The sequence below is a fragment of the Pseudomonas sp. UMAB-40 genome, from assembly GCF_900095275.1.
Taxonomy (GTDB): domain Bacteria; phylum Pseudomonadota; class Gammaproteobacteria; order Pseudomonadales; family Pseudomonadaceae; genus Aquipseudomonas; species Aquipseudomonas mandelii_B.
The window spans coordinates 219256-240864 of the sequence record NZ_LT607551.1 but is presented as its reverse complement, the minus strand read 5'-3'; the positions used below and the strand labels follow the sequence as shown (position 1 = coordinate 240864).

17 protein-coding genes and 1 pseudogene are annotated in these 21609 nt (G+C 60.9%); 2 read left to right on the top strand and 16 right to left on the bottom strand.

The window, feature by feature from the left end; all coding sequences use genetic code 11:
* Window positions 1-25: 25 nt before the first annotated feature.
* Both K0F88_RS32880 and K0F88_RS32875 read left to right on the top strand, forming a co-directional pair.
* A pseudogene (locus K0F88_RS32880) lies at window positions 26-1084 on the top strand (methyl-accepting chemotaxis protein); the annotation flags it as partial.
* Window positions 1070-1942, top strand: coding sequence for a methyl-accepting chemotaxis protein (locus K0F88_RS32875; RefSeq protein WP_374039696.1), 873 nt, complete (start codon window positions 1070-1072; stop codon window positions 1940-1942). The pseudogene K0F88_RS32880 and the gene K0F88_RS32875, both read left to right, overlap by 15 nt.
* 157 nt (window positions 1943-2099) lie before the next feature.
* Here K0F88_RS32875 and K0F88_RS01145 read toward each other — a convergent pair whose 3' ends face one another.
* The 16 genes from K0F88_RS01145 to K0F88_RS01070 form a co-directional block, all read right to left on the bottom strand.
* On the bottom strand, window positions 2100-2834 hold the full coding sequence (locus K0F88_RS01145; protein WP_219093367.1) for an amino acid ABC transporter ATP-binding protein: 735 nt from the start codon (window positions 2832-2834) through the stop codon (window positions 2100-2102).
* Window positions 2827-3786, bottom strand: a complete 960-nt coding sequence (locus K0F88_RS01140) for an amino acid ABC transporter permease (RefSeq protein ID WP_219093365.1) — start codon at window positions 3784-3786, stop codon at window positions 2827-2829. Before K0F88_RS01140 ends, K0F88_RS01145 begins: the two co-directional genes overlap by 8 nt.
* A 164-nt stretch (window positions 3787-3950) precedes the next feature.
* Window positions 3951-4748 (bottom strand): transporter substrate-binding domain-containing protein, encoded by a 798-nt coding sequence (locus tag K0F88_RS01135; RefSeq protein ID WP_219093363.1) that lies wholly within the window; start codon window positions 4746-4748, stop codon window positions 3951-3953.
* A 192-nt stretch (window positions 4749-4940) separates the two neighbouring features.
* Complete coding sequence (gene mdoH / locus K0F88_RS01130) at window positions 4941-7511, bottom strand: glucans biosynthesis glucosyltransferase MdoH (protein WP_219093361.1); 2571 nt, start codon at window positions 7509-7511, stop codon at window positions 4941-4943.
* A complete protein-coding gene (locus K0F88_RS01125) occupies window positions 7504-9327 on the bottom strand; it encodes a glucan biosynthesis protein (protein ID WP_219093357.1) in 1824 nt (607 codons plus the stop codon). Before K0F88_RS01125 ends, mdoH begins: the two co-directional genes overlap by 8 nt.
* A 276-nt stretch (window positions 9328-9603) precedes the next feature.
* Window positions 9604-10041, bottom strand: coding sequence for a D-aminoacyl-tRNA deacylase (gene dtd, locus K0F88_RS01120; protein ID WP_094469548.1), 438 nt, complete (start codon window positions 10039-10041; stop codon window positions 9604-9606).
* Window positions 10038-11009 (bottom strand): prolyl aminopeptidase, encoded by a 972-nt coding sequence (gene pip, locus K0F88_RS01115; protein ID WP_219093355.1) that lies wholly within the window; start codon window positions 11007-11009, stop codon window positions 10038-10040. The genes dtd and pip overlap by 4 nt, the downstream gene beginning before the upstream one ends.
* Window positions 11010-11114: 105 nt before the next feature.
* Window positions 11115-12032, bottom strand: a complete 918-nt coding sequence (locus K0F88_RS01110) for an alpha/beta hydrolase (RefSeq protein WP_219093353.1) — start codon at window positions 12030-12032, stop codon at window positions 11115-11117.
* 146 nt (window positions 12033-12178) lie between these two features.
* Entirely contained in the window at window positions 12179-13135 is a 957-nt protein-coding gene (locus K0F88_RS01105; RefSeq protein ID WP_219093351.1) for a choline ABC transporter substrate-binding protein, read from the bottom strand.
* A 265-nt stretch (window positions 13136-13400) separates the two neighbouring features.
* A complete protein-coding gene (hutG, locus tag K0F88_RS01100) occupies window positions 13401-14204 on the bottom strand; it encodes an N-formylglutamate deformylase (protein ID WP_219093349.1) in 804 nt (267 codons plus the stop codon).
* A gap of 10 nt (window positions 14205-14214) precedes the next feature.
* On the bottom strand, window positions 14215-15420 hold the full coding sequence (hutI, locus tag K0F88_RS01095) for an imidazolonepropionase (protein WP_219093346.1): 1206 nt from the start codon (window positions 15418-15420) through the stop codon (window positions 14215-14217).
* A gap of 126 nt (window positions 15421-15546) precedes the next feature.
* Entirely contained in the window at window positions 15547-17079 is a 1533-nt protein-coding gene (gene hutH / locus K0F88_RS01090) for a histidine ammonia-lyase (protein WP_219093344.1), read from the bottom strand.
* A 118-nt stretch (window positions 17080-17197) separates the two neighbouring features.
* The gene (gene hutH / locus K0F88_RS01085) at window positions 17198-18721 is read right to left on the bottom strand and encodes a histidine ammonia-lyase (protein ID WP_219093342.1); all 1524 of its coding nucleotides are present in this window, start codon (window positions 18719-18721) and stop codon (window positions 17198-17200) included.
* 169 nt (window positions 18722-18890) lie between these two features.
* Complete coding sequence (locus K0F88_RS01080) at window positions 18891-19721, bottom strand: glycine betaine/L-proline ABC transporter ATP-binding protein (protein ID WP_109627517.1); 831 nt, start codon at window positions 19719-19721, stop codon at window positions 18891-18893.
* The gene (locus K0F88_RS01075) at window positions 19718-20569 is read right to left on the bottom strand and encodes a proline/glycine betaine ABC transporter permease (protein WP_010464518.1); all 852 of its coding nucleotides are present in this window, start codon (window positions 20567-20569) and stop codon (window positions 19718-19720) included. Before K0F88_RS01075 ends, K0F88_RS01080 begins: the two co-directional genes overlap by 4 nt.
* 70 nt (window positions 20570-20639) lie before the next feature.
* Window positions 20640-21608 carry an ABC transporter substrate-binding protein gene (locus K0F88_RS01070; RefSeq protein WP_219093340.1) on the bottom strand — a complete coding sequence of 323 codons (969 nt, stop codon included), beginning with the start codon at window positions 21606-21608 and terminating at the stop codon, window positions 20640-20642.
* Window position 21609 lies beyond the last annotated feature (1 nt).

Below are 21609 nucleotides of genomic sequence, written 5' to 3'. Positions count from 1 at the left end.
ATTTGTAGTCCGAGGGAGTAGCAGCATGTACCGTTGGCTAGCCGAGAATCTGGGAAATGTAAGCGTCAATCGCAAACTGGGGATCGGCTTCGGTCTGGTGCTGCTGCTAACGTTGCTGATCACTTTCACAGGCTGGACCGGCCTGACGAGCGTGATGAGCCGTGGCGACAAGCTGGGGTTCATTGCCAGCCTCAACGACCTGACCAAAGACCTGCGCCTGGCCCGTCTGGACTACGAAATGCGCCGAGGTGAACAAGGCCCGGCCGCCGTCAACGACCTGCTGAGCCAACTCGACGCCGGTTTGCAAACCGCGCGCAAATTGATCGAACAGCCATCTGACGTGGCGATGATCGACCAGCAACTGGCCGCCGTCAGCCAGTACAAACAAGCCTTCATTGCGATGACCCAGGCCGGCGCCAACCGCGAAGACGCCCGCAGTAAACTGGGCGCCACCGCCGACAATGCCGTGGCCCGCGTCGCGGAAGTGGAAAAATCCATGCTGCAAGGCGACAGCGTCGCCGACTTCAACAGCGTGATCGATCTGAGCAAACTGATTCAGCAAGCACGCTTCCAAGTGCGCGGCTACACCTACAGCGGCAAGACCGAGGCCGAGAAACCGGCGCTGGACGCCATCGACAACGCCCTGAAGAACCTCGAAAGCCTGCCATCCAAACTGCCGGAACAGCACATCGCCAACCTGCAACAGGCTACCGATTCGCTCAAAGCCTACCGCGCCGCCGTCAGCCAGTTCCGCGACTCGCAAGTGGCCAGCGCCGCCGCCCTCAAGCTCATGGCCGGGCAAGGCGATATCTTGCTCAACGTCAGCAAAAAACTCACCGTTTCGCAAACCATCGTCCGTGACACCGACGCCGCGCACGCCAAGAACCTGTTGCTGATGGCCACCGTTCTGGCCCTGGCGTTTGGCTTGCTGGCGGCATGGGCGATCACTCGCCAGATCGTCATCCCGCTGAACCAGACCCTCAAAGTGGCCGAGCGTGTGGCCGCTGGCGACCTGACGCAAAACCTTGTTTCCGAACGTCGCGATGAATTGGGCCAGCTCCAGCGCTCCATGCAGAGCATGACCCTGGGCTTGCGCGAACTGATCGGCGGGATCAGCGATGGCGTTGCGCAAATCGCCAGCGCCGCCGAAGAGTTATCGGCCGTCACCGAGCAGACCAGCGCCGGGGTCAACAGCCAGAAGGTCGAGACCGATCAGGTCGCCACGGCGATGAACGAGATGACCGCCACCGTGCAGGAAGTCGCGCGTAACGCCGAAGAAGCCTCCGAAGCTGCCGTCGCCGCCGACCAGCAGGCCCGCGAAGGCGACAAAGTGGTCGGCGAAGCCATCGCCCAGATCGAGCGCCTGGCCCTGGAGGTCGGCAATTCCACCGCCGCCATGGGTGACCTCAAACGCGAGAGTGACAAGATCGGCAGCGTGCTGGACGTGATCAAATCCGTGGCCCAACAAACCAACCTGTTGGCGCTCAACGCGGCGATTGAAGCCGCCCGTGCCGGTGAAGCCGGACGCGGTTTCGCGGTGGTCGCCGATGAAGTCCGCAGCCTGGCCCAGCGCACCCAGAAATCCACCGAGGAAATCGAAGAGCTGATCGTGGGCCTGCAAACCGGCACCCAGCAAGTAGCCACCATCATGGACAACAGCCGCAGCCTGACCGACAGCAGCGTTGAACTGACCCGCCGCGCCGGTAGCTCGCTGGAAAGCATCACTCGCACAGTGTCGGCGATTCAGTCGATGAACCAGCAGATTGCCGCCGCTGCCGAACAGCAAACCGCAGTGGCCGAGGAGATCAACCGGAGCGTGCTGAACGTGCGCGATGTGTCCGAGCAGACCTCGGCAGCCAGTGAAGAGACCGCGGCCTCCAGCGTTGAGCTGGCGCGGTTGGGGACCCATCTGCAGATGCTGGTTGGGCGGTTCAAGGTTTAAGGTGACGCGAATGCCTCGGTTCGCTTGAGACCGAGGTGATGCTATCGCGGGCAAGCCCGCTCCCACAGGGATCAGCGGTGTAACGCAAAGAGCATGTACACCGAAAAACACTGTGGGAGCGGGCTTGCCCGCGATGGCGGTTCGTTAGGCACTGAAGTCAAAGAACCTGCCGCAAGAATGCCTGAGCCCGGGGATCCTTTGGCGCATCGAAGAACTCGGCCGGTGAGGCATCTTCCAGCAGTTTGCCGTGATCGAAGAACAGCACCCGATCCGCCACTTCCCGGGCAAAGCCCATCTCGTGGGTGACGCAGACCATGGTCATGCCTTCCACGGCCAGGGTTTTCATCACGTCCAGCACTTCGCCGACCATTTCCGGATCAAGCGCCGACGTCGGCTCATCGAACAGCATGACCTTGGGTTCCATGGCCAAGGCCCGGGCAATCGCCACACGTTGTTGCTGCCCCCCGGACAAGCGCGATGGAAACTCGTTGGCCTTCTGCGCAATGCCGACCTTCTCCAGCAATGCCAAGGCCTTGGCCTCGCGCTCCTTCTTGCCGCGCTTGCGCACGACTTTCTGCGCCAGGCACAGGTTTTCCAGCACGGTCATGTGCGGGAACAGGTTGAAATGCTGGAACACCATGCCGACTTCGCGGCGGTAGGCGTTCACGTCGGTTTTCGGGTCGGCCAGTTGCAGGCCGTCGATGCTCACCGAACCCGAATCGAATTCCTCCAGACCGTTGAGGCAGCGCAGGAAGGTCGACTTGCCGGAACCGGACGGGCCGATCACCACCAGCACTTCACCCCTGGCCACGTGCGTGGTGACGTTATCCACCGCGCGCACCACCTGACCACGGGTGTCGAAGACTTTTACCAGATCGCGGACTTCAATCACTTTGCGCGAGCCTCCGCTCAAGCCGACTGGCGATTTTCGACAGCGGCAGGTTGATCAACAGGTACAACCCGGCCACGCAGAACAGGATTTCGAACGGCGAGAACGAGGTGGTGATGACTTCACGGCCGCTTTTCAGCAGCTCGGTAATCGCGATCACCGACACCAGCGAGGTGTCCTTGACCAGACTGATGAACTGCCCGGCCAGCGGCGGCAACACGCGTTTCAAGGCTTGCGGCAGCACCACGTGGCGCATCGACTGGCCAGCGCTCAAGCCCAGGGAACGCGCGGCTTCGTTCTGGCCACGAGCGATCGACTGCACGCCGGAGCGAATAATCTCAGCCACATAGGCGCCGGTGAACAGCGACAGCGCGGCAATCCCGGCGAACTCCCGAGAGAGGTTCATCACGGTGCCGATGAAGAAGTAGAAAATGAAGATCTGCACCAGCAACGGTGTACCGCGCACCAGTTCGACATAGATGGTCGAGAGATCGCGCAGCGTCGGATTGTTCGATAGACGGCACAGGCCGGTGGCGAGGCCGATCAGCAGCCCGAGCACGCCAGACACCACGGACAACCACAAGGTGGTCCAGAGGCCCCACATCAGCGGTCCGGCGGCCCAATGGCGAGTCACGCCGATCACGTCGCCTTCCGCTACGTCATCGCCTTGGGCGACTTGCAGGCTGTTGTCGTCGACGGTCACGCGTTGCTCATCGCCCGCGTCATTGCGCAGGGTGACTTCGGCTTTATCGCCCTTGCGCACCAGTTCGCTGACGGTGGAGATGTCGGCGGCGCGCTGGGACTCTTCGGCCTGGTAGGCGAAGTATTGCGGCACGCGGTTCCAGCGCCATTCGTAGGACATCAGCGAGGTGGCGTAATACAACGCGCCGGCCAGGCCGATCAGCAGCAGCACGGTCAATACGTGCCACGGCCATTGGGCTTTTTTCTGTTTCATTTGCTCTGAAAATTCCGAATTCTGTGTCGCCGGGGAGGCCGCCTTCGCGGGCAAGCCCGCTCCCACAGGGATCTCTGGTGTGACTGCTATCTATGCCACACAGCAAAACCTGTGGGAGCGGGCTTGCCCGCGATTGGGGGCGACTCGGTCTGTCTGACCGAGTGTTATTCCATGTCCTTCTGCCAAGCAGTGTCCTTGAACCACTTGTCATGGATGCGATCGTAGGTGCCGTCTTCGTGGATCTGGTGCAGGAAGTTGTTGATGAAGTTGAGGCTGTCGAAATCCCCCTTCTTCAGGCCGAACGCCAGCGGCTCGTAGGTGAACGGCTTGTCGAGGAACACCAGCTTGCCGGCGCCGACCTTGTTCACGGCCACGACGTTGTACGGCGCGTCGTAGATGAAGGCGTCTGCCTTGCCGTTGACCACGTCGAGCACGGCTTCCTGTTCGTTGTCGTAGCCGTGGTACTTGGCTTTGGAAATCAGCTTCTTGGCAACCATCTCGCCGGTGGTGCCGAGCTTGGAAGTGATGCGGTAGTCGGCGGTGTTCAAGTCTTTATAGGTCTTGATCGTGCCTTCCAGCTCCTTGCGGATCAGCAGGGTCTGACCGACCACGATGAACGGTTCGCTGAAGTTCAGGCGCAGGTTGCGCTCCTGGGTCAGGGTCATGCCGCTGCCAATCATGTCGAACTTGTCGGTGAGCAGGGCCGGGATGATGCCGTCGTAGCCGGTGGAAACCAGCTCCAGCTTGACGCCCATGGCCTTGGTCATGGCTTTGAGGATGTCGACTTCGAAACCGATGATCTCGCCGCGCTTGTTGGTCATTTCGAACGGCATGTACGTCGGGTCCATGCCGACTTTCAGCGTGCCGCGCTTGACCGCCTCACCGATGGCACCGGCCTGCGCCGCGCTGACTGCAACCAGTGCCGTGACGCCGACCAGCAGCATCGACAGATACTTCTTCATCATCAAGTCCCCAAACCCATTGCGTTGTGAGGCGCGCAAACGGCGGATTTCCTTCAGGAAACCGGCCGATACGAACAGAAAAATGTCCGGGCGCACCAATTCAGGGACGGATGCTAACGCACTCGCCCGTTTGCACAAGGGTTTGGCAACGTTCAGGCAAAAAAAAGCCCCGCTGGCTAGCGGGGCTCTTTGTTACGCCAACTGAGGCTGTGCACTCAGTGGTTTGAGCGGTAGCAGCGGCGCATGGGGATCGGCTTTCACCGATTTGCGCCAGGCGGCCAGCCACTCGGGGTGGCCTTCATTCCAGATCTGCTCGTGCAAGCGAGCCAATGCCACCGGGTCGCTCAGCAGCTGCACACGCTCATTGTTGTTCAGGCCGTCAGGCCCGACTTTCAATGCATGACGCACACGCTCGATCCGCAACCATTCGATCGGCTCGGCCTGACCGTGACGCGAGGTCGCCAGCGAGCACGCCAAGGCGTTCTGCTGTGGATCGACCACCGCACGGGTGAAGCCGTCGTTCAGTGCATGCCAACGGTTTTCGTGGGTGTACTGATCGGTTGCCAACAACGCCTGTGGCGGATTGTATTCCTCAGGGATCAGGAACAGGCTTTCGTCACGGGACTTGAGGCCCAGGCCGACACGGCTGGAAATCACCGACACCGGAATCGACAGCATCAACGAACCGACGATCGGCACCAGCCACCACAGGAAGCTCGGGTTCAGCCAGATCACCAGCAGGGCCCAGAAGAAGCCCAGCAAGGTTTGCGGGCCGTGGCGCTTAACCGCTTCGCTCCACGGCGTGGAGTCGTCGTCACGTTGTGGCGAATTCCAGGTCGCGGCCCAGCCGAGGAACGCGGCGAGTACGAAACGGGTGTGGAAAATCATCCGTACCGGCGCCAGCAGCATGGAGAACAGTACCTCCAGCAGCATCGACATCGTCACCTTGAACTTGCCACCGAACTCTTTCGCACCTTTGGCCCAGATCAGGAGGATGCTCAACAGCTTCGGTAGGAACAGCAGCACGATCGTGGTCGAGAACAGCGCGACCGCCTTGTCCGGGTGCCATTGCGGCCACAACGGATACAGCTGTCGCGGCTCCATGAAGTACTGCGGTTCCATCAGCGTATTGACCGCCAGCAGCGCGGTCGACAGCACGAGGAAGAAGAACCACAGCGGCGCCGAAAGGTAAGACATCACGCCGGTCAGGAACACCGCGCGGTGAACCGGGTGCATGCCCTTCACCAGGAACAGGCGGAAGTTCATCAGGTTGCCGTGGCACCAGCGACGGTCACGCTTGAGTTCGTCCAGTAGGTTCGGTGGCAGCTCTTCATAGCTGCCCGGCAAATCGTAGGCAATCCACACGCCCCAGCCGGCACGGCGCATCAGCGCGGCTTCGACGAAGTCGTGAGAGAGAATCGCACCGGCAAAAGCACCTTTACCCGGCAACGGCGCCAAAGCGCAGTGCTCGATGAACGGCTTCATGCGGATGATCGCGTTGTGGCCCCAGTAGTGGGATTCACCCAACTGCCAGAAGTGCAAGCCGGCGGTGAACAGCGGACCGTATACGCGAGTCGCGAACTGCTGCATGCGCGCATACAGGGTGTCCATGCCCGACGCACGCGGCGCGGTCTGGATGATCCCGGCGTCCGGCGTAGCTTCCATCAGACGCACCAGACTGGTCAGGCATTCGCCGCTCATCACGGAGTCTGCGTCGAGCACGACCATGTACTTGTAATCACCGCCCCAGCGACGGCAGAAGTCGTCGAGGTTGCCGCTTTTACGTTTCACACGACGGCGACGACGGCGATAGAAAATCTTGCCGAAGCCCTTGGCTTCACGGCAGACGTCCAGCCAGGCCTGTTGCTCGGCCACGCAGATGTCCGCGTCGTTACTGTCACTGAGGACGAAGAAGTCGAAACGATCCAGGTCACCCGTGGCCGCCACCGACTCGAAGGTCGCCCGCAAACCGGCAAATACGCGCGGCACGTCTTCGTTGCAGATCGGCATCACCAGTGCAGTGCGCGCGTCTTTGGCGATCGGCTCATTGCCGGCACTTTTACCGGAGATGCGGTATTTGTCGTGGCCGGTGAGCAACTCGAGGAAGCCCATCAGCGCCGTCCAGAAACCGGCCGACACCCAGCAGAACAGAATCCCGAACAGAATCAGGATGCTGGTTTGCAGCGCATACGGCAGCACTTGCGTGGCCGTCTGCAGCAGCGGTTGATGCAGCACTTCGTTAAGGTCAACGAACGACCAGCCCTGGTACGGCATGATGCCTTTCATGTACCAGCCGGCGACGATCGTCTGGCCGAGCATCAGCACCAGCAGAATGTAGCGACGGATCGAACCGACGGTGCGCCAGCGAGCGGCCGGCAGCACGCGCTCATCCTTCGGCGGGGCCGGCGGATTGGTGCGACCGGTCAGACGGCGCCAGCCACGCACCAGAATGTTGGTGCGCCATGGCTCTGGCACGACTTTGGTCCGGCGGATCGGCGGGGTTGCCTTGAGGCAAACCCGACCGCTGGCGTCGACCGCCAGCATTTCCGCTTCTTCCAGTTCTTCCGCAGTGTTCAGGGTCAAGCGACGGCCCACCGAGGCTTGGGCAGCCTCGGTCGGTGCGTCGAACGTCGATGACGACAGACGCTGGTGCAGTTCGCTGAAGGACTGGCAGCCCGCGAGTTCCGCGCGCTGCTGGTCGGTCATCGGTAGATGCGCCAGATACTCGGCAAGCGTCTCTGGCATCACTTGAGAATTACTCATCGGCAGGCAACTGGTAGCTCCAGGTCTCGGTCAGGACTTCTTCCGTCGCTGCCGATTCCGGTGTGGCTGGGGCCGCGTCCGCAGCAACAGGCTGCTTGGCGTCTTTGTTGTCCTTGTCCTTGGTATTGGCAACTGGCTTGGCGTCGGCCTGCTTGGCTTCAGCTTGCTTGGCGTCCTTGGCTTCCTTGTCAGCCTTCTCTTGTTGCTTGGCGGCGACCTTGTCGGCCTTGGCAACAGAAGAGTTGGAGACTGGCAGCGAATTCTTGGAAAGGTCGCCAGGCACGATGTTCTCGACCAGTGCTGCACGCATCTCGGTAGGCTTGCCCGGATCCTTGATTTTCATCCGCAGGGTCAAGCGCCAGCCCTTGGTTTCAGGGTTGTAACGCACGCTGTTCTCGACCAGCTCGGCATTGTCGCCAACGCTGACCTGGCTGCGAACGTCCGCGGTTTCCGGCAGTGCCGCCAGGGACGGACCTTCGAAGTCCACCAGGTAGGCAACGCTGCCATCCGGCTGACGGATCAGGTTCGACTGCTTCACGTCACCTGTGGAACGCAGGGTCTGTTGGACCCAGGCGCTGTCCGGTGCGTGAAGAGCGGCTTCGTCGATGGTCCAGTGCATGCGATAAGCGACGTCCAGCGGCTGGCCAGGCTCAGGCAGTTTTTCCGGACTCCAGAAAGCAACGATATTGTCGTTGGTTTCGTCGGCAGTCGGAATCTCTACCAGATCGACGGAACCCTTGCCCCAATCGCCTTTTGGTTCGATCCAGGCACTTGGGCGCTTGTCGTAGCGGTCGTCGAGGTCTTCGTAGTGGCTGAAGTCGCGGCCACGTTGCAGCAAGCCGAAACCACGCGGGTTCTCGATCGAGAAGTTGCTCACGGCCAGGTGTTTTGGATTGTTCAGTGGACGCCAGATCCACTCGCCGTTGCCGGCATGGATCGACAGACCGCTGGAGTCGTGCAGCTCACGACGGTAGTTCAGCACTTTCGACGGCTGGTTGGCGCCGAACAGGAACATGCTGGTCAGCGGCGCAACGCCAAGCTTGGTGACCTTGTCACGCAGGAACATGCGGGCTTTGACGTCGACGATGGTGTCGCTGCCAGGACGCAGGGTCAGGCGATAAGCACCGGTGGCGCGTGGCGAATCCAGCAGCGCGAAGATCACCAGGTGCTTGTCACCCGGTTTTGGCTGTTGAATCCAGAATTCGGTGAAGCGCGGGAATTCTTCGCCGGACGGCAATGCGGTATCGATCGCCATGCCGCGTGCGGACAAGCCATAGGTGTGACCCTTGCCGACCACGCGGAAGTAGCTCGCGCCGAGCATGGTCATGATTTCGTCTTGCTTGTCGGCCTTGTTGATCGGGTAAAGCACACGGAAACCGGCATAACCCAGTTGTTCGGTGGCTTTAGGATCGAACTTCACATCGCCGAAATCGAAACGACTTGGGTCGTATTTGATCTCTTCGACGGTGTTGGCCGTGATTTCGTTGATTTTCACCGGCGTATCGAAGTGCATGCCCTGGTGATAGAACGAAAGCTTGAACGGGGTTTTCTGATCGGCCCACTCGGCTTTTTCAGTGAGGAAACGAATTTTTTGATAGTCCGCGAATTTCATTTCGCGGAATTCGTTCGGCAGGTTACTGCGCGGGGCTTCGTATTTTTGTCCGGCCAGCTCTTTCGCCTTGACCGATACATCATCCAGATTGAATGCCCAAATCTGGCCGGCGCTGAGCAGGCAGAGCAGTGCAGAGCCCGCTACCAGAGCGCTTCGGAACCGTTTGGCAGTCAATTTTGGTGCATTACAGGGACTAACAATCACGAGCAACCCTCGCCGAAAACAGATCAAAAAACCAACGGCCAGCTATCTATATGCCAGGTTGGCGAGCATTGTTCCGACTCCTATGGGGCTAAATGATTCCCCAACAGGTCTCGGACAAGTCTCTACCTAAGTCAAAATGGACCAACGAACGCTGATCCCCGTAGCGCGCGATTATCTAGTAGGCCGCGTTACAACGCATCAGGGGTAACAAAGTATTTATCGCGAAAAACCCCTGTTTTCAGTCGAAAAGCCCTGAAAAACATGTTTCAAGGGCTTTCACGTCTGTAACAGGAAGGTGACCGGGCCATCGTTGACCAGATGCACCTGCATATCCGCGCCGAATCTACCTGATGCCACAGTGCCATGCACCTGTTTCGCTTTGCTTAATAGATAGTCGAAAAGCTCCTCGCCCAGGGCCGGAGGGGCAGCGGTCGAAAAACTCGGGCGCAACCCGCTCTTGGTGTCTGCGGCCAGGGTGAACTGCGAGACCAGCAGCAACCCACCGCCCACCTCCGCCAACGACAGATTCATCTTGCCCTCGGCGTCACTGAATATTCGATAGTTAAGCAGTTTATGCAGAAGTTTGTCGGCGCTGGCACGAGTATCCTCGGGTTCTACCGCCACCAGCACCAATAACCCTTGATCGACCGCTCCCACCACCTCCCCCGCTACCTCGACTCGCGCGCCACGCACGCGTTGCAGCAGGCCCTTCATGCTTCTTCGGGCGGCAGGTCGAGCAAGCGGCGAGCCATCTGCCCGGCGGCACGTACCAGCGCATCGGTGATACCCGGCTCGGACGCGGCGTGGCCGGCGTCGCGGATCACCTGGAGTTCGCTGTTCGGCCAGGCTTGATGCAGTTCCCAGGCATTGTCCAGCGGGCAGATCACGTCGTAACGACCGTGGACGATCACACCTGGCAAATGGGCGATCTTGCCCATGTCGCGAATCAGCTGGTTCGGTTCGAGGAAGGCATTGTTGGTGAAGTAGTGGCATTCGATACGCGCGATGGACAACGCACGTTGCGGCTCGGAGAAGCGATCGACCACCAGCGGGTTCGGACGCAAGGTCGCGGTCCGGCCTTCCCAGGTGGACCAGGCCTTGGCCGCATGCATCTGGGCGATCTGATCGTTGCCGGTCAGGCGCTTGTGGAAGGCGCTGAGCAAGTCGCCGCGCTCATCCAATGGAATAGGCGCGACGTAGTCCTGCCAGTAATCGGGGAACAGACGGCTGGCGCCACATTGGTAGAACCACTCGATTTCCTGCGGACGGCAGAGAAAAATCCCGCGCAGGATCAGACCGTGTACACGCTCCGGGTGGGTTTGTGCGTAGGCCAGTGCCAGGGTCGAGCCCCAGGAGCCGCCAAACAGCACCCATTTTTCGATGCCCAGGTGTTTGCGAATCCGCTCAAGGTCGGCGACCAGATCCCAGGTGGTGTTGTTTTCAAGGCTGGCGTGGGGCGTGGAGCGACCGCAACCGCGCTGATCGAAGGTCACGATACGGTACAGGTTCGGATCGAAGTATCGGCGGCTTTGGGCATCGCACCCGGCACCGGGGCCGCCGTGGATGAACACCACCGGCAAACCTTCCGGTGAACCGCTTTCGTCGACATACAGGGTGTGAGTTGCGTCGACGGCCAGATCGTGCCGGGCGTGGGGTTTGATCTGCGGGTACAAAGTCTGCATTGCGCGCTCCGTAAGGGGTCGAGGTCATCCCTGGGGGGACTTCTATTATTCTGCCGTCCGGCATCATAAACCCGAATTACGCCAATGAGCATGCCCCTTGCAGCGTCATAGTCTGTCAGCCAAATACCCGAGCAGCGTTTCATACAGCAAGTCGACCTCGGCGACCTGGCCCCGGGCCCGCAAACAGCCGTGAACCAGCCCCTCACCGTAATAAAGCGTCGCGGTCACGCCGGCGGCCTGCAGTTGCTCGGCGTAGAGCACGCCGTCATCGCGCAGCGGGTCGAATTGCGCCACGGCGATCAATGCCGGCGGCAGCCCGCCGAAGTGTCCGGCGAGCAACGGCATGGCGTAGGCACCCGGCTGTCGGGTGCTGCGCAAGTACAGGGCGTGATAACAATCCACATCACTGCTGGCGAGCAACGGCGCGTCGATGCATTCGCTGCGCGATGGCAACGGCTGATTGCCGCCCAGCCCCGGGTAGATCAGCACCTGCGCCGCCGGCAATGGCTCGCCCGCATCCCGCAACGCCAGACAAAGCGCGGCGGCGAGATTGCCACCGGCACTGTCTCCCGCCACCAGCGTGCGCTCGGGATCAAGCCGAAAAGGTCCGGTTCGCAGCGCGCGCCAGACACTCAAGCAATCATTGAACGCCGCCGGAAACGGATGCTCCGGCGCCAATCGGTAATCGACCGCGATCACCAGCACGCCGAGTGTCGACGCCAGTTCTGCGCAGATGAAATCGTGGGAATCCAGATCGCCCACCACCCAACCACCGCCATGCAGATACACAATGCACGGGACACCGCCGGTCGCAGGTGCAACCGGCGGTTGATAGGATCGCACCGGCACACCGGCCAACTCGAAATCGACCACGTAGAGGCCGGCGGGACGCGGCGGGGTGAACGCCCGGCACATCGCGCTGTAGGCCTGACGCAAACCGTGGAGGCTGCTGTCGGTGCTGTTGAAGCTGACGGTTTTCTCGACGAAAGCCGTCATTTGTTCGGATAGCGGGTAAGGAGCCATAGGCCTGCTGCCAAGGGTTTTGGGGGGGCTGACGCAACCCTGCGGGAGCGAGCTTGCTCGCGATGGCGGCCGAACAGTCAACATCTTTGTTGAATGTGACGGCCTCATCGCGAGCAAGCTCGCTCCCACAGGGTTTGCGGTTACCGTCAGGGCTTCAAACTGGCCTGAACGGTCGCCGCGCCATCCTTGCCATCAAAACTGCTGACACCGGCCAGCCAACGCTGAAGGTCTTCCGGGTGATCGCGCAGCCACTGTTTGGCAACGTCCTGGGGCGTCTTGCGCTCCATGATCGGCACCATCAGCTGGCTTTCCTGGGCCGCGGTGAAGGTCAGGTTTTCCAACAGGCGATTCACATTCGGGCAACGTTCGGCATAGTCCGGGGACGTCACGGTCGAGACCGTTGCCGCGCCTTCATTGGGACCATAAACGTCTTCGCTGCCGGTTAGGTAGGCGATCTTCATGTTGATGTTCATCGGGTGCGGGGTCCAGCCGACGAACACCACGAACTCCTTGCGGTTCACGGCCCGCTGAACGGCCGCGAGCATGCCGGCCTCACCGGACTCGATCAGCTTGAAGTCTTTCAAGCCGAAGTGATTGGTCTCGATCATGGTTTTGATCGTGGTGTTGGCGCCACTGCCGGGCTCGATGCCATAGATTTTGCCGCCAAGCTTGTCTTTGAATTTGGCGATGTCGGCGAAGGTTTTCAGCCCGGCGTCCGCAACGTACTGAGGCACCGCGAGCGTCGCTTGGGCGTCGGCCAGGCTCGGTTTTTCCAGGACCTTCACTTGTTTGGCTTCCAGGAACGGCGCGATGTTCTTGTCCATCGCCGGTTTCCAATAACCGAGGAAGATATCGAGGCGTTTGTCGCGGATGCCGGCAAAGATGATTTGCTGCACGGCGCTGGTTTGCTTGCTTTCGTAGCCGAGGCCGTTGAGCAGCACATCAGCCATGCCGCTGGTGGCGATCACGTCGGTCCAGTTGACCACGCCCATGCGCACGGCCTTGCAGGACGCATCGTCACTGGCCAGGACGCTGGTGCTCAGAAGAGCGGTGCCGCAGAGTATTGAGAGACAGCGGGTGAACAAACCTTTGGTGCTTGTCATAGAGAGCGTTCTCGTGCGGCAGATTATTGTGAGGGCCGGTGTCTTTGTGCACCGTGACCAGCACATTACGCAGCGTCGAGAGGGTAAAAGCGAACTGTAGCGACCGAGATTTGCACGGTGGCGACCGTCGTGATGCGCTATGAAGTAAACACATAACCTGTGGGAGCGAGCTTGCTCGCGATGAGGCCATAACATTCAACATTATTGTTGCCTGTCAGTCCGCCATCGCGAGCAAGCTCGCTCCCACAGGGTTATGCGACAGGTTCTAGTGCTTGTAGTGCTTTTGGCCCCAGGCCAGCAGGCCTTGCAGCAATTCCTTGAGCACAACCTGCGTTGGCTCAGCCAGGTCCTGCCGATAGCGGAACGGCTCAAACTCTTCCATATACGTGCATTGACCCAGTTCCAGTTGCACCGCATGGATGTTGTCGGCCGGGTTGCCGTAATGCCGGGTGATGTGGCCACCCTTGAAGCGACCGTTCAGCACATGGCTGTAATCGGTGTGCCTGGCGCAGATCGCTTCCAGCTGACTGGCTAACTGCGGATCGCAACTGGCGCCGTTGAAGGTGCCGAGGTTGAAGTCCGGCAGCTTGCCGTCGAACAGGTGCGGGATGATCGAGCGGATCGAATGCGCATCGAACAGCAGCGCGTAACCGAACTCGGCTTTGAGTCGCGCCAGTTCGTTCTGCAGCGTGGTGTGATACGGCGTCCACACCTGCTCCAGGTACGTCGCACGCTCAGCCGCCGACGGTTCCATCCCTTCACGGAACAACGGAATGCCGTCGAACAGCGTCGCTGGATACAGACCGGTGGTGGCGCCGACATACAGTGGCTTGTCGTCAGACGGGCGGTTCAGGTCGATGACGAATCGCGAGTACTCGGCAGCCAAGGTGCTGGCGCCCAGTTCGGCTGCGAATTCATAAAGTCGGGGGATGTGCCAGTCGGTGTCCGGCAGGCTGCGTGCATCGGGGATCAACCCGGCTTCCACCGCCGGAGTCAGTCGCAGGCCGGCATGGGGCATGCTGATCAGCAGCGGCACGCGGCCTTGTTTGAAGTTCAGAACCTTATCCACAACTGCTCTCCTAAACGCTCGTTTCGACGCCGTGACGCACGACGCGTTTTTCCAGGTCACCGCCCAGCCAGTACGACAGGTCGGCGGGACGATCGATTTGCCAGGCGACGAAATCCGCGAACTTGCCGGCTTCCAGCGAACCGTGGGTGTCGGCCATGCCCAACGCGGTGGCGGCATGAATGGTTGCACCGGCGAGGGCTTCTTCCGGGGTCATGCGGAAACAGGTGCAGGCCATGTTCAGCATCAAGCGCAACGACAACGCCGGCGACGTGCCCGGGTTGAGGTCGCTGGCGATGGCGATTTTCACGCCGTGTTTGCGCAGGGCATCCATCGGCGGCAACTGGGTTTCACGCAGGAAGTAGAACGCGCCGGGCAGCAGCACCGCGACGGTGCCGGATTTGGCCATGGCGATGGCGTCGTCTTCGGTCATGAATTCCAGGTGATCGGCCGACAGTGCGTGGTAACGCGCCGCCAGGCTCGAACCGTGCAGCGACGACAATTGCTCGGCGTGCAGCTTCACCGGCAGACCCAATTCTTGTGCGGTGATGAACACGCGCTCGACCTGTGCCGGCGAAAACGCCAGGTATTCGCAGAACGCGTCCACCGCATCCACCAGCCCTTCGGCGGCCAGGGCCGGGAGCATTTCAGCGCAGATGTGATCGATATAGTCGTCGGCGCGATCCGCATATTCCGGTGGCAATGCATGAGCGGCCAGGCAGGTGCTGCGCACGCTGACCGGCAGTTCGGCGCCGAGGCGACGGATCACTCGCAGGATCTTGCGTTCACTGGCCAGGTCGAGGCCGTAGCCGGACTTCATTTCGACCGTGGTCACGCCGTCACGCATCAGGCTTTTCAGACGCTTGGCGGCGCTGGTGAACAGCTCATCTTCGGTCGCTGCACGGGTGGCGCGCACGGTGCTGGCGATGCCACCACCGGCCGCGGCGATTTCTGCATAGCTGACGCCTTGCAGGCGCTGTTCGAATTCACCGCTGCGGTTACCGCCGAACACCGTGTGGGTGTGGCAGTCGATCAGGCCCGGCGTAACCCAGGCCCCTTTCAAATCGTTGACCGCCGGGTATTCACCCGACGGCAGTTCACTGCGCGGGCCGACCCACTCAATGTGCGCACCGGACGTCACGATGGCCGCGTCCTCGATGATCGAGTAGACGCCTTGCGCCATGGTTGCGACGTGGCAGTGTTGCCAGAGAGTTTTCATCCCGAGTTCCTCGTCTTGTTCAAAATCGAATCGCGGGCAAGCCCGCTCCCACAGGGGTAGTGTTGGATACATAAGATGCACACGACACAAAACCTGTGGGAGCCGGGCTTGCCCGCGATGGGGCCATTACAGGCTCGGCAGCAACTTGACCGAGACCAAGTCATTCAGGCAACGCGTCGCCAACAACTCGGTCGCCGCATTGATGTCCGGCGCAAAGAAGCGGTCTTTCTCATAGAACGGCACTTCGTTACGCAGAATCCCCCGAGCCTTTTCCAGCTTCGCCGAGGTCTTCAGACCTTCACGCAAATCCAGCCCCTGAACCGCCGCCAACCATTCCACCGCCAAAACACCACGGGTGTTCTCGGCCATTTCCCACAAGCGCTTGCCGGCAGCCGGCGCCATGGACACGTGGTCTTCCTGGTTCGCCGAAGTCGGCAGGCTGTCCACCGAATGGGGATGGGACAACGCCTTGTTCTCGCTGGCCAGTGCCGCCGCAGTCACCTGGGCGATCATGAAACCGGAGTTCACGCCGCCATTGGCCACCAGGAACGGCGGCAGTTGCGACATGTGCTTGTCCATCATCAGCGAGATGCGGCGTTCGCTCAGGGAACCTATTTCAGCGATGGCCAGGGCCATGTTGTCAGCGGCCATGGCCACCGGTTCGGCGTGGAAGTTACCGCCGGAGATCACATCGCCTTCAGCAGCGAAGACCAACGGGTTGTCAGAAACGGCGTTGGCTTCGACGGCCAGCACTTCAGCCGCCTGGCGGAACTGAGTCAGGCAGGCGCCCATGACTTGTGGCTGGCAGCGCAGAGAGTACGGGTCCTGGACCTTTTCGCAGTTCTGGTGCGAGTCAGACACTTCACTGCGCTCGCCCAGCAGATCGCGGTAAGCGGCAGCGGCATCGATCTGGCCTTTTTGGCCACGCGCGGCGTGGATGCGCGCATCGAACGGCGAGCGCGAGCCCAGTACGGCTTCGACCGTCAGGGCACCAATCGCCACGGCACCGGCGAACAGATCTTCGCCTTCGAACAGACCGCGCAACGCATAAGCGGTCGACACCTGAGTGCCGTTGAGCAGCGCCAGGCCTTCTTTCGCCGCCAGGGTCAGCGGGGCCAGACCGGCGACTTTCAGTGCTTCAGTCGCTTCCATCCACTCGCCTTTGTAGCGAGCCTTGCCTTCACCCAGCAGCACCAGAGACATGTGGGCCAGAGGCGCCAGGTCGCCGGAAGCACCGACCGAACCTTTCAACGGAATGTGCGGGTAAACCTCGGCGTTGATCAGCGCGATCAACGCGTCAATCACGACGCGGCGAATGCCGGAGAATCCACGGCTCAGGCTGTTGACCTTGAGCACCATGACCAACCGCACCAGCGCGTCGCTGATCGGCTCGCCGACACCGGCGGCATGGGACAACACCAGCGAACGCTGGAGGTTTTCCAGGTCTTCGCTGGCGATGCGGGTCGAGGCCAGCAGGCCAAAACCGGTATTGATGCCGTAAGCGGTGCGGTTCTCGGCGAGGATCTGTTCCACGCAGGCAACGCTGGCTTCGATCTGGGCCGAGGCGCTGTTGTCGAGGGTGATTTTGACCGGGTGCTGATAGATATCACGCAGTTGGGCAAGGCTCAGTTGGCCGGGAATCAGGTTTAGCGCAGTCATTTCATGCTCCTTTTGAGAGTTTGTTATTAACTCACCAGACGCTCCGGAGATGTCCGTTGTCCGTCGCGTCTCGCCTTATGGGAGAGCCGCGCCTTGGCACGCTGGTTTTTATTGGAAGTCAGTTCAGGTTCGGTAAAGCCTTGTGCAGCAACATCGGATCTTTCAACACGCCAGCAGCCGCGGCGATGTCCGGCGCCAGCCAGCGGTCCTGGTCGTAGGCCGGGACGCGTTCGCGCAGCAGGCGCCACGCGGCATCGGTGCCTGCGCCAAAACGTTGTTCCTTAAGAAATTCAAACGCCTGAGCCGCCAGCAGGTACTCGATGGCGAGGATCTGCGTGCAGTTTTCCAGGGCGCGATGCAGCTTCAGCGCCGCGTTGGTGCCCATGCTCAAGTGGTCTTCCTGCAGGCCCGAGGTGACGTAGTTGTCGAGCACGGCCGGTTGCGCCAACTGGCGATTTTCCGCGCACAGCGAGGCGGCGACGTACTGGACGATCATCATCCCGGAATTGACCCCGGGGTTGGCCACCAGAAAGGCCGGCAGGCCACTGACGTGCGGGTTGATCAGGCGGTCCAGGCGACGCTCGGCGATGGAGCCGATTTCGGCCATGGCGATGGCCAGCAAGTCCGCCGCCAGCGCGACCGATTGGCCGTGCGGGTTGGCCTGGGACATGACCCGGAAGTTGTCCGGCGTGCCCAGCAGCAACGGGTTGTCGGTGCAGCCGTTGAGCTCGGTTTCGATCTGCTGGATCGCGTGCGTCAGTTGATCCCGTGCAGCGCCGTGGACTTGCGGGATCGAACGGATGCTCAGCGCATCCTGCGTGCGAATGCCTTTGCTCGACGCAATCACTTCACTGCCATCCAGCAACGCCCGCAGGTTGATGCCGACCTGCTGCATGCCCGGATGCGGCTTGAGCGCGATGATCTCGGCATCGAACGCCGCGATCTGGCCACGCTGGGCCTCGAAGCTCATGGCGCCGATCACGTCGGCCCATTGCACCAGGCGCGTCGCATCGGCAATCGCCAGACAGCTGAGGCCGGACATGCACGGCGTGCCGTTGACCAGGCACAAGCCATCTTTAGCACCCAGCTGAACCGGTTGCAGGCCTTCTTCAGCCAAGGCTTGCTGTGCAGAAACGATCTGCCCGCGATAACTCACATTACCGACGCCCAACAGCGCGATGCTGATGTGCGCCATGTGGGTCAGGTAACCGACCGAACCCTGGGACGGCACTTGCGGGGTGATGCCGCGATTGAGCAGCACCAGCAGGGCTTCGACCACCCGACGATGAATGCCGGATTTGCCTTGGCTGTAATTCAGGATCGCTGCACAGAGAATTGCGCGGGTTTGCTCGTCGGCCAGTGGTGCGCCAACGCCACAGGCGTGGCTGAGCAAGGTGTTGCGCGACAGTTGGCTCAGTTGTTCGTCTTTGAGCGAGACGTTGCACAACGCACCCAGGCCGGTGTTGACGCCATAGGCGCGCTCGCCGCTGGCGACGATGCGCTGAACGATCGCCTGGGCATTCTCGATCCGCGCCCAGGCCTGGGCCGACAGCTCAAGCTGAGCGCCATGACGGGCGACGGCAACCACATCCTGCCAACGCAACGGGGCATCGGCGATAACGATTTTTTCAGCCTGGGACATCATTAACCTCGTGCGTACAACCTGAATATTGATGCAGCTTTACCGGCGCCATCGCGGGCAAGCCCGCTCCCACAGTGTTCTGTTGTGTGAAGAAAATGTGTGCAACACAACCAATCCCTGTGGGAGCGGGCTTGCCCGCGATGAGGCCCGCTCGATCACCGCAAATTTCTCAAACCACCGCCGCCCGCCGCTGCACGAACCGGTCAACATACTCATCCGCCGGCGAATGCAGGATCTCTCTGGGCGTGCCCACTTGAATCAGGCGGCCATCCTTGAGGATCGCAATGCGGTTGCCGATGCGCACGGCCTCATCGAGGTCGTGGGTAATGAAGACGATGGTCTTGTGCAGGGTCTTTTGCAGTTCCAGCAACTGGTCCTGCATCTCGGCGCGGATCAGCGGGTCGAGGGCGCTGAACGCTTCGTCCATCAAGATGATGTCGGTGTCTGCCGCCAAGGCGCGGGCCAGGCCCACACGCTGACGCATACCGCCCGAGAGCTGGTGCGGGTATTTGTTTTCGTAGCCCTTGAGGCCCACGGTGTTGATCCAGTGCAGCGCGCGCTCGGAGCACATTTGCTTGCTCTCGCCACGCACTTTCAAGCCGTAGGCGACGTTGTCCACCACGGTCTTGTGTGGCAACAGGCCGAAGCTCTGGAACACCATGCTGATCTTGTGCCGGCGAAATTCGCGCAGGGCTTCCATGTCGTATTGCAGGATGTCCACGCCATCCACCAGGATCGCGCCGCTGGTCGGGTCGATAAGGCGGTTGAAGTGGCGCACCAGGGTCGATTTTCCGGAACCCGACAGGCCCATGATCACGAAGATCTCGCCGGTGCCGATGCTCAACGACAGGTCGTTCACGCCGACCACGCAGCCGGTTTCGGCCAGCACCTGATCCTTGGTCTTGCCCTGGCCAATCATGCCCAGCGCTTCCTTGGAACGGTTGCCGAAAATCTTGAAGACGTTTTTGACTTCGATTTTGCTGATGGCTTCGTTGTTCATTTGCTCACCTCATGCCGTGGCCGACCATACGCCTGAGTAATGCGGTCGATGACCACTGCCAGAATCACGATCGCCAGACCGGCTTCCAGGCCACGTCCGACGTTGAGGGTCTGAATCCCCACCAACACGTCTTCACCCAGGCCTCGGGCACCAATCATCGAGGCGATAACCACCATCGACAGGGCCATCATGGTGGTCTGGTTGATCCCGGCCATGATGCTCGGCAGGGCCAGCGGCAGTTGTACGCCAAACAGTTGCTGCCAGCGGTTGGCACCGAAGGCGTTGATCGCTTCCATCACTTCACCGTCGACCTGGCGGATGCCTAGATCAGTCAGGCGGATCAGCGGTGGTGCGGCGTAGATCACGGTAGCGAAAATCGCTGGGACCTTGCCCAGGCCGAACAGCATCAGCACCGGGATCAGGTACACGAAACTCGGCATGGTCTGCATGATGTCCAGCAACGGCATCAGCACCGAACGCAGGCGATTGCTGCGTGCCGAGAGAATGCCCAGCGGGATGCCGATCAGCACCGAAATGACCGTCGCGACCATCATCAGCGCCAGGGTCTGCATCAGCTTGTCCCAGAGGCCGACCGCACCCACCAGGAACAGCAGGCCGACGATGACTGCCGTGGTCACCACTTTGCGGGTCGCGTGCCAGGCAACGCCCGCCACGATGGCCAGCATCAGCCACCAGGGCGCCGCACGCAGCAGCCCTTCAAGATTGACGATGGCCCACAACAGGGTGTCGGAGATATGCCGGAACACGTCGCCGTAGTTGGTGACCAGCGAATCGACCCAACCGTTGACCCAGTCGGCGATGGAAAAGGTAAAGCTTTCGGGAAACATAAGAGACTCTCAATCAAGGGGTTGCGATCAAGCGTCCGACTGCCGTCGCCGGCAGTCGGAGAGGCTCAACCTACAAGGCCGCGTCGATTTTCTTGGCTGCGTCTTCGCTCACCCATGCGTGCCAGACTTCAGGATGTTCCTTCAAGAAGATCTTGGCCAGTTTTGGCGACTCGATCCGCTCTTTGGCCATGCGCCCGAGGTTCTGATTCAGCAGGTCGATCGGCAGGTTGACCTTTTCCAGCACCGCCACCAGTTCCGGGGCTTGCTCGTGGAACGTCTTGGACAGGCCGACCTTGATGGTCACGCTTTTATCCACGCCTGGTTTTTCTTCAAGCTTGACCAGGTCGACCTGGCCCATCAGCGGGGTTGGCGACCAGTAGTAGAACAGGATCGGCTCGCCACGCTTGTAGCTCGACAGCACCGCGGCATCCAGCGCCGGACCGGTGCCCGGACGGAAGTTGGTGTAGGTGCTTTCCAGGCCGTAGCTTTTCAACATTTCGCTGTTGTCGAGTTCACAGGTCCAGCCGGCCGGGCAGTTGTAGAAACGGCCCTTGGAGGGTTCTTCCTGGTCCTTGAACACGGCGGCGTATTTGCCCAGATCGGCGATTGCTTTCAAGTCCGGGGCCTTGGGCTCCAGCTTGCGCTTGGCGTCGCCTTCGATCACGTAGCGCGGCACGTACCAGCCTTCGATTGCGCCAACCACCGGAGCGCCGACACCGACAACCTTGCCGGCCTTCTCAGCCTTGTTCCAGACTTCGCTGCGGCCGACCCACTCTTCGGCGAACACTTGAATGTCGTTGCTGCTCAGGGCGTTTTCCATGGTGATGGAGTTGCCCGGCAGGCTGTCAGTCTTGCAGTCGTAGCCCTTCTCCAACACGATTTGCATCACGTCGGTCAGCAGCATGCCGCTTTCCCAGTTCAGGCCGGCAAACTTCACCGGTTTGCCCGACTCGCACCAACCGGCAGCCTGAGTGGCGCCGGCGCTGGCGAGCAGGCCCACGGAAAGCAATGTGGTCAGCAGGGTCTTGTTCGATTTCATT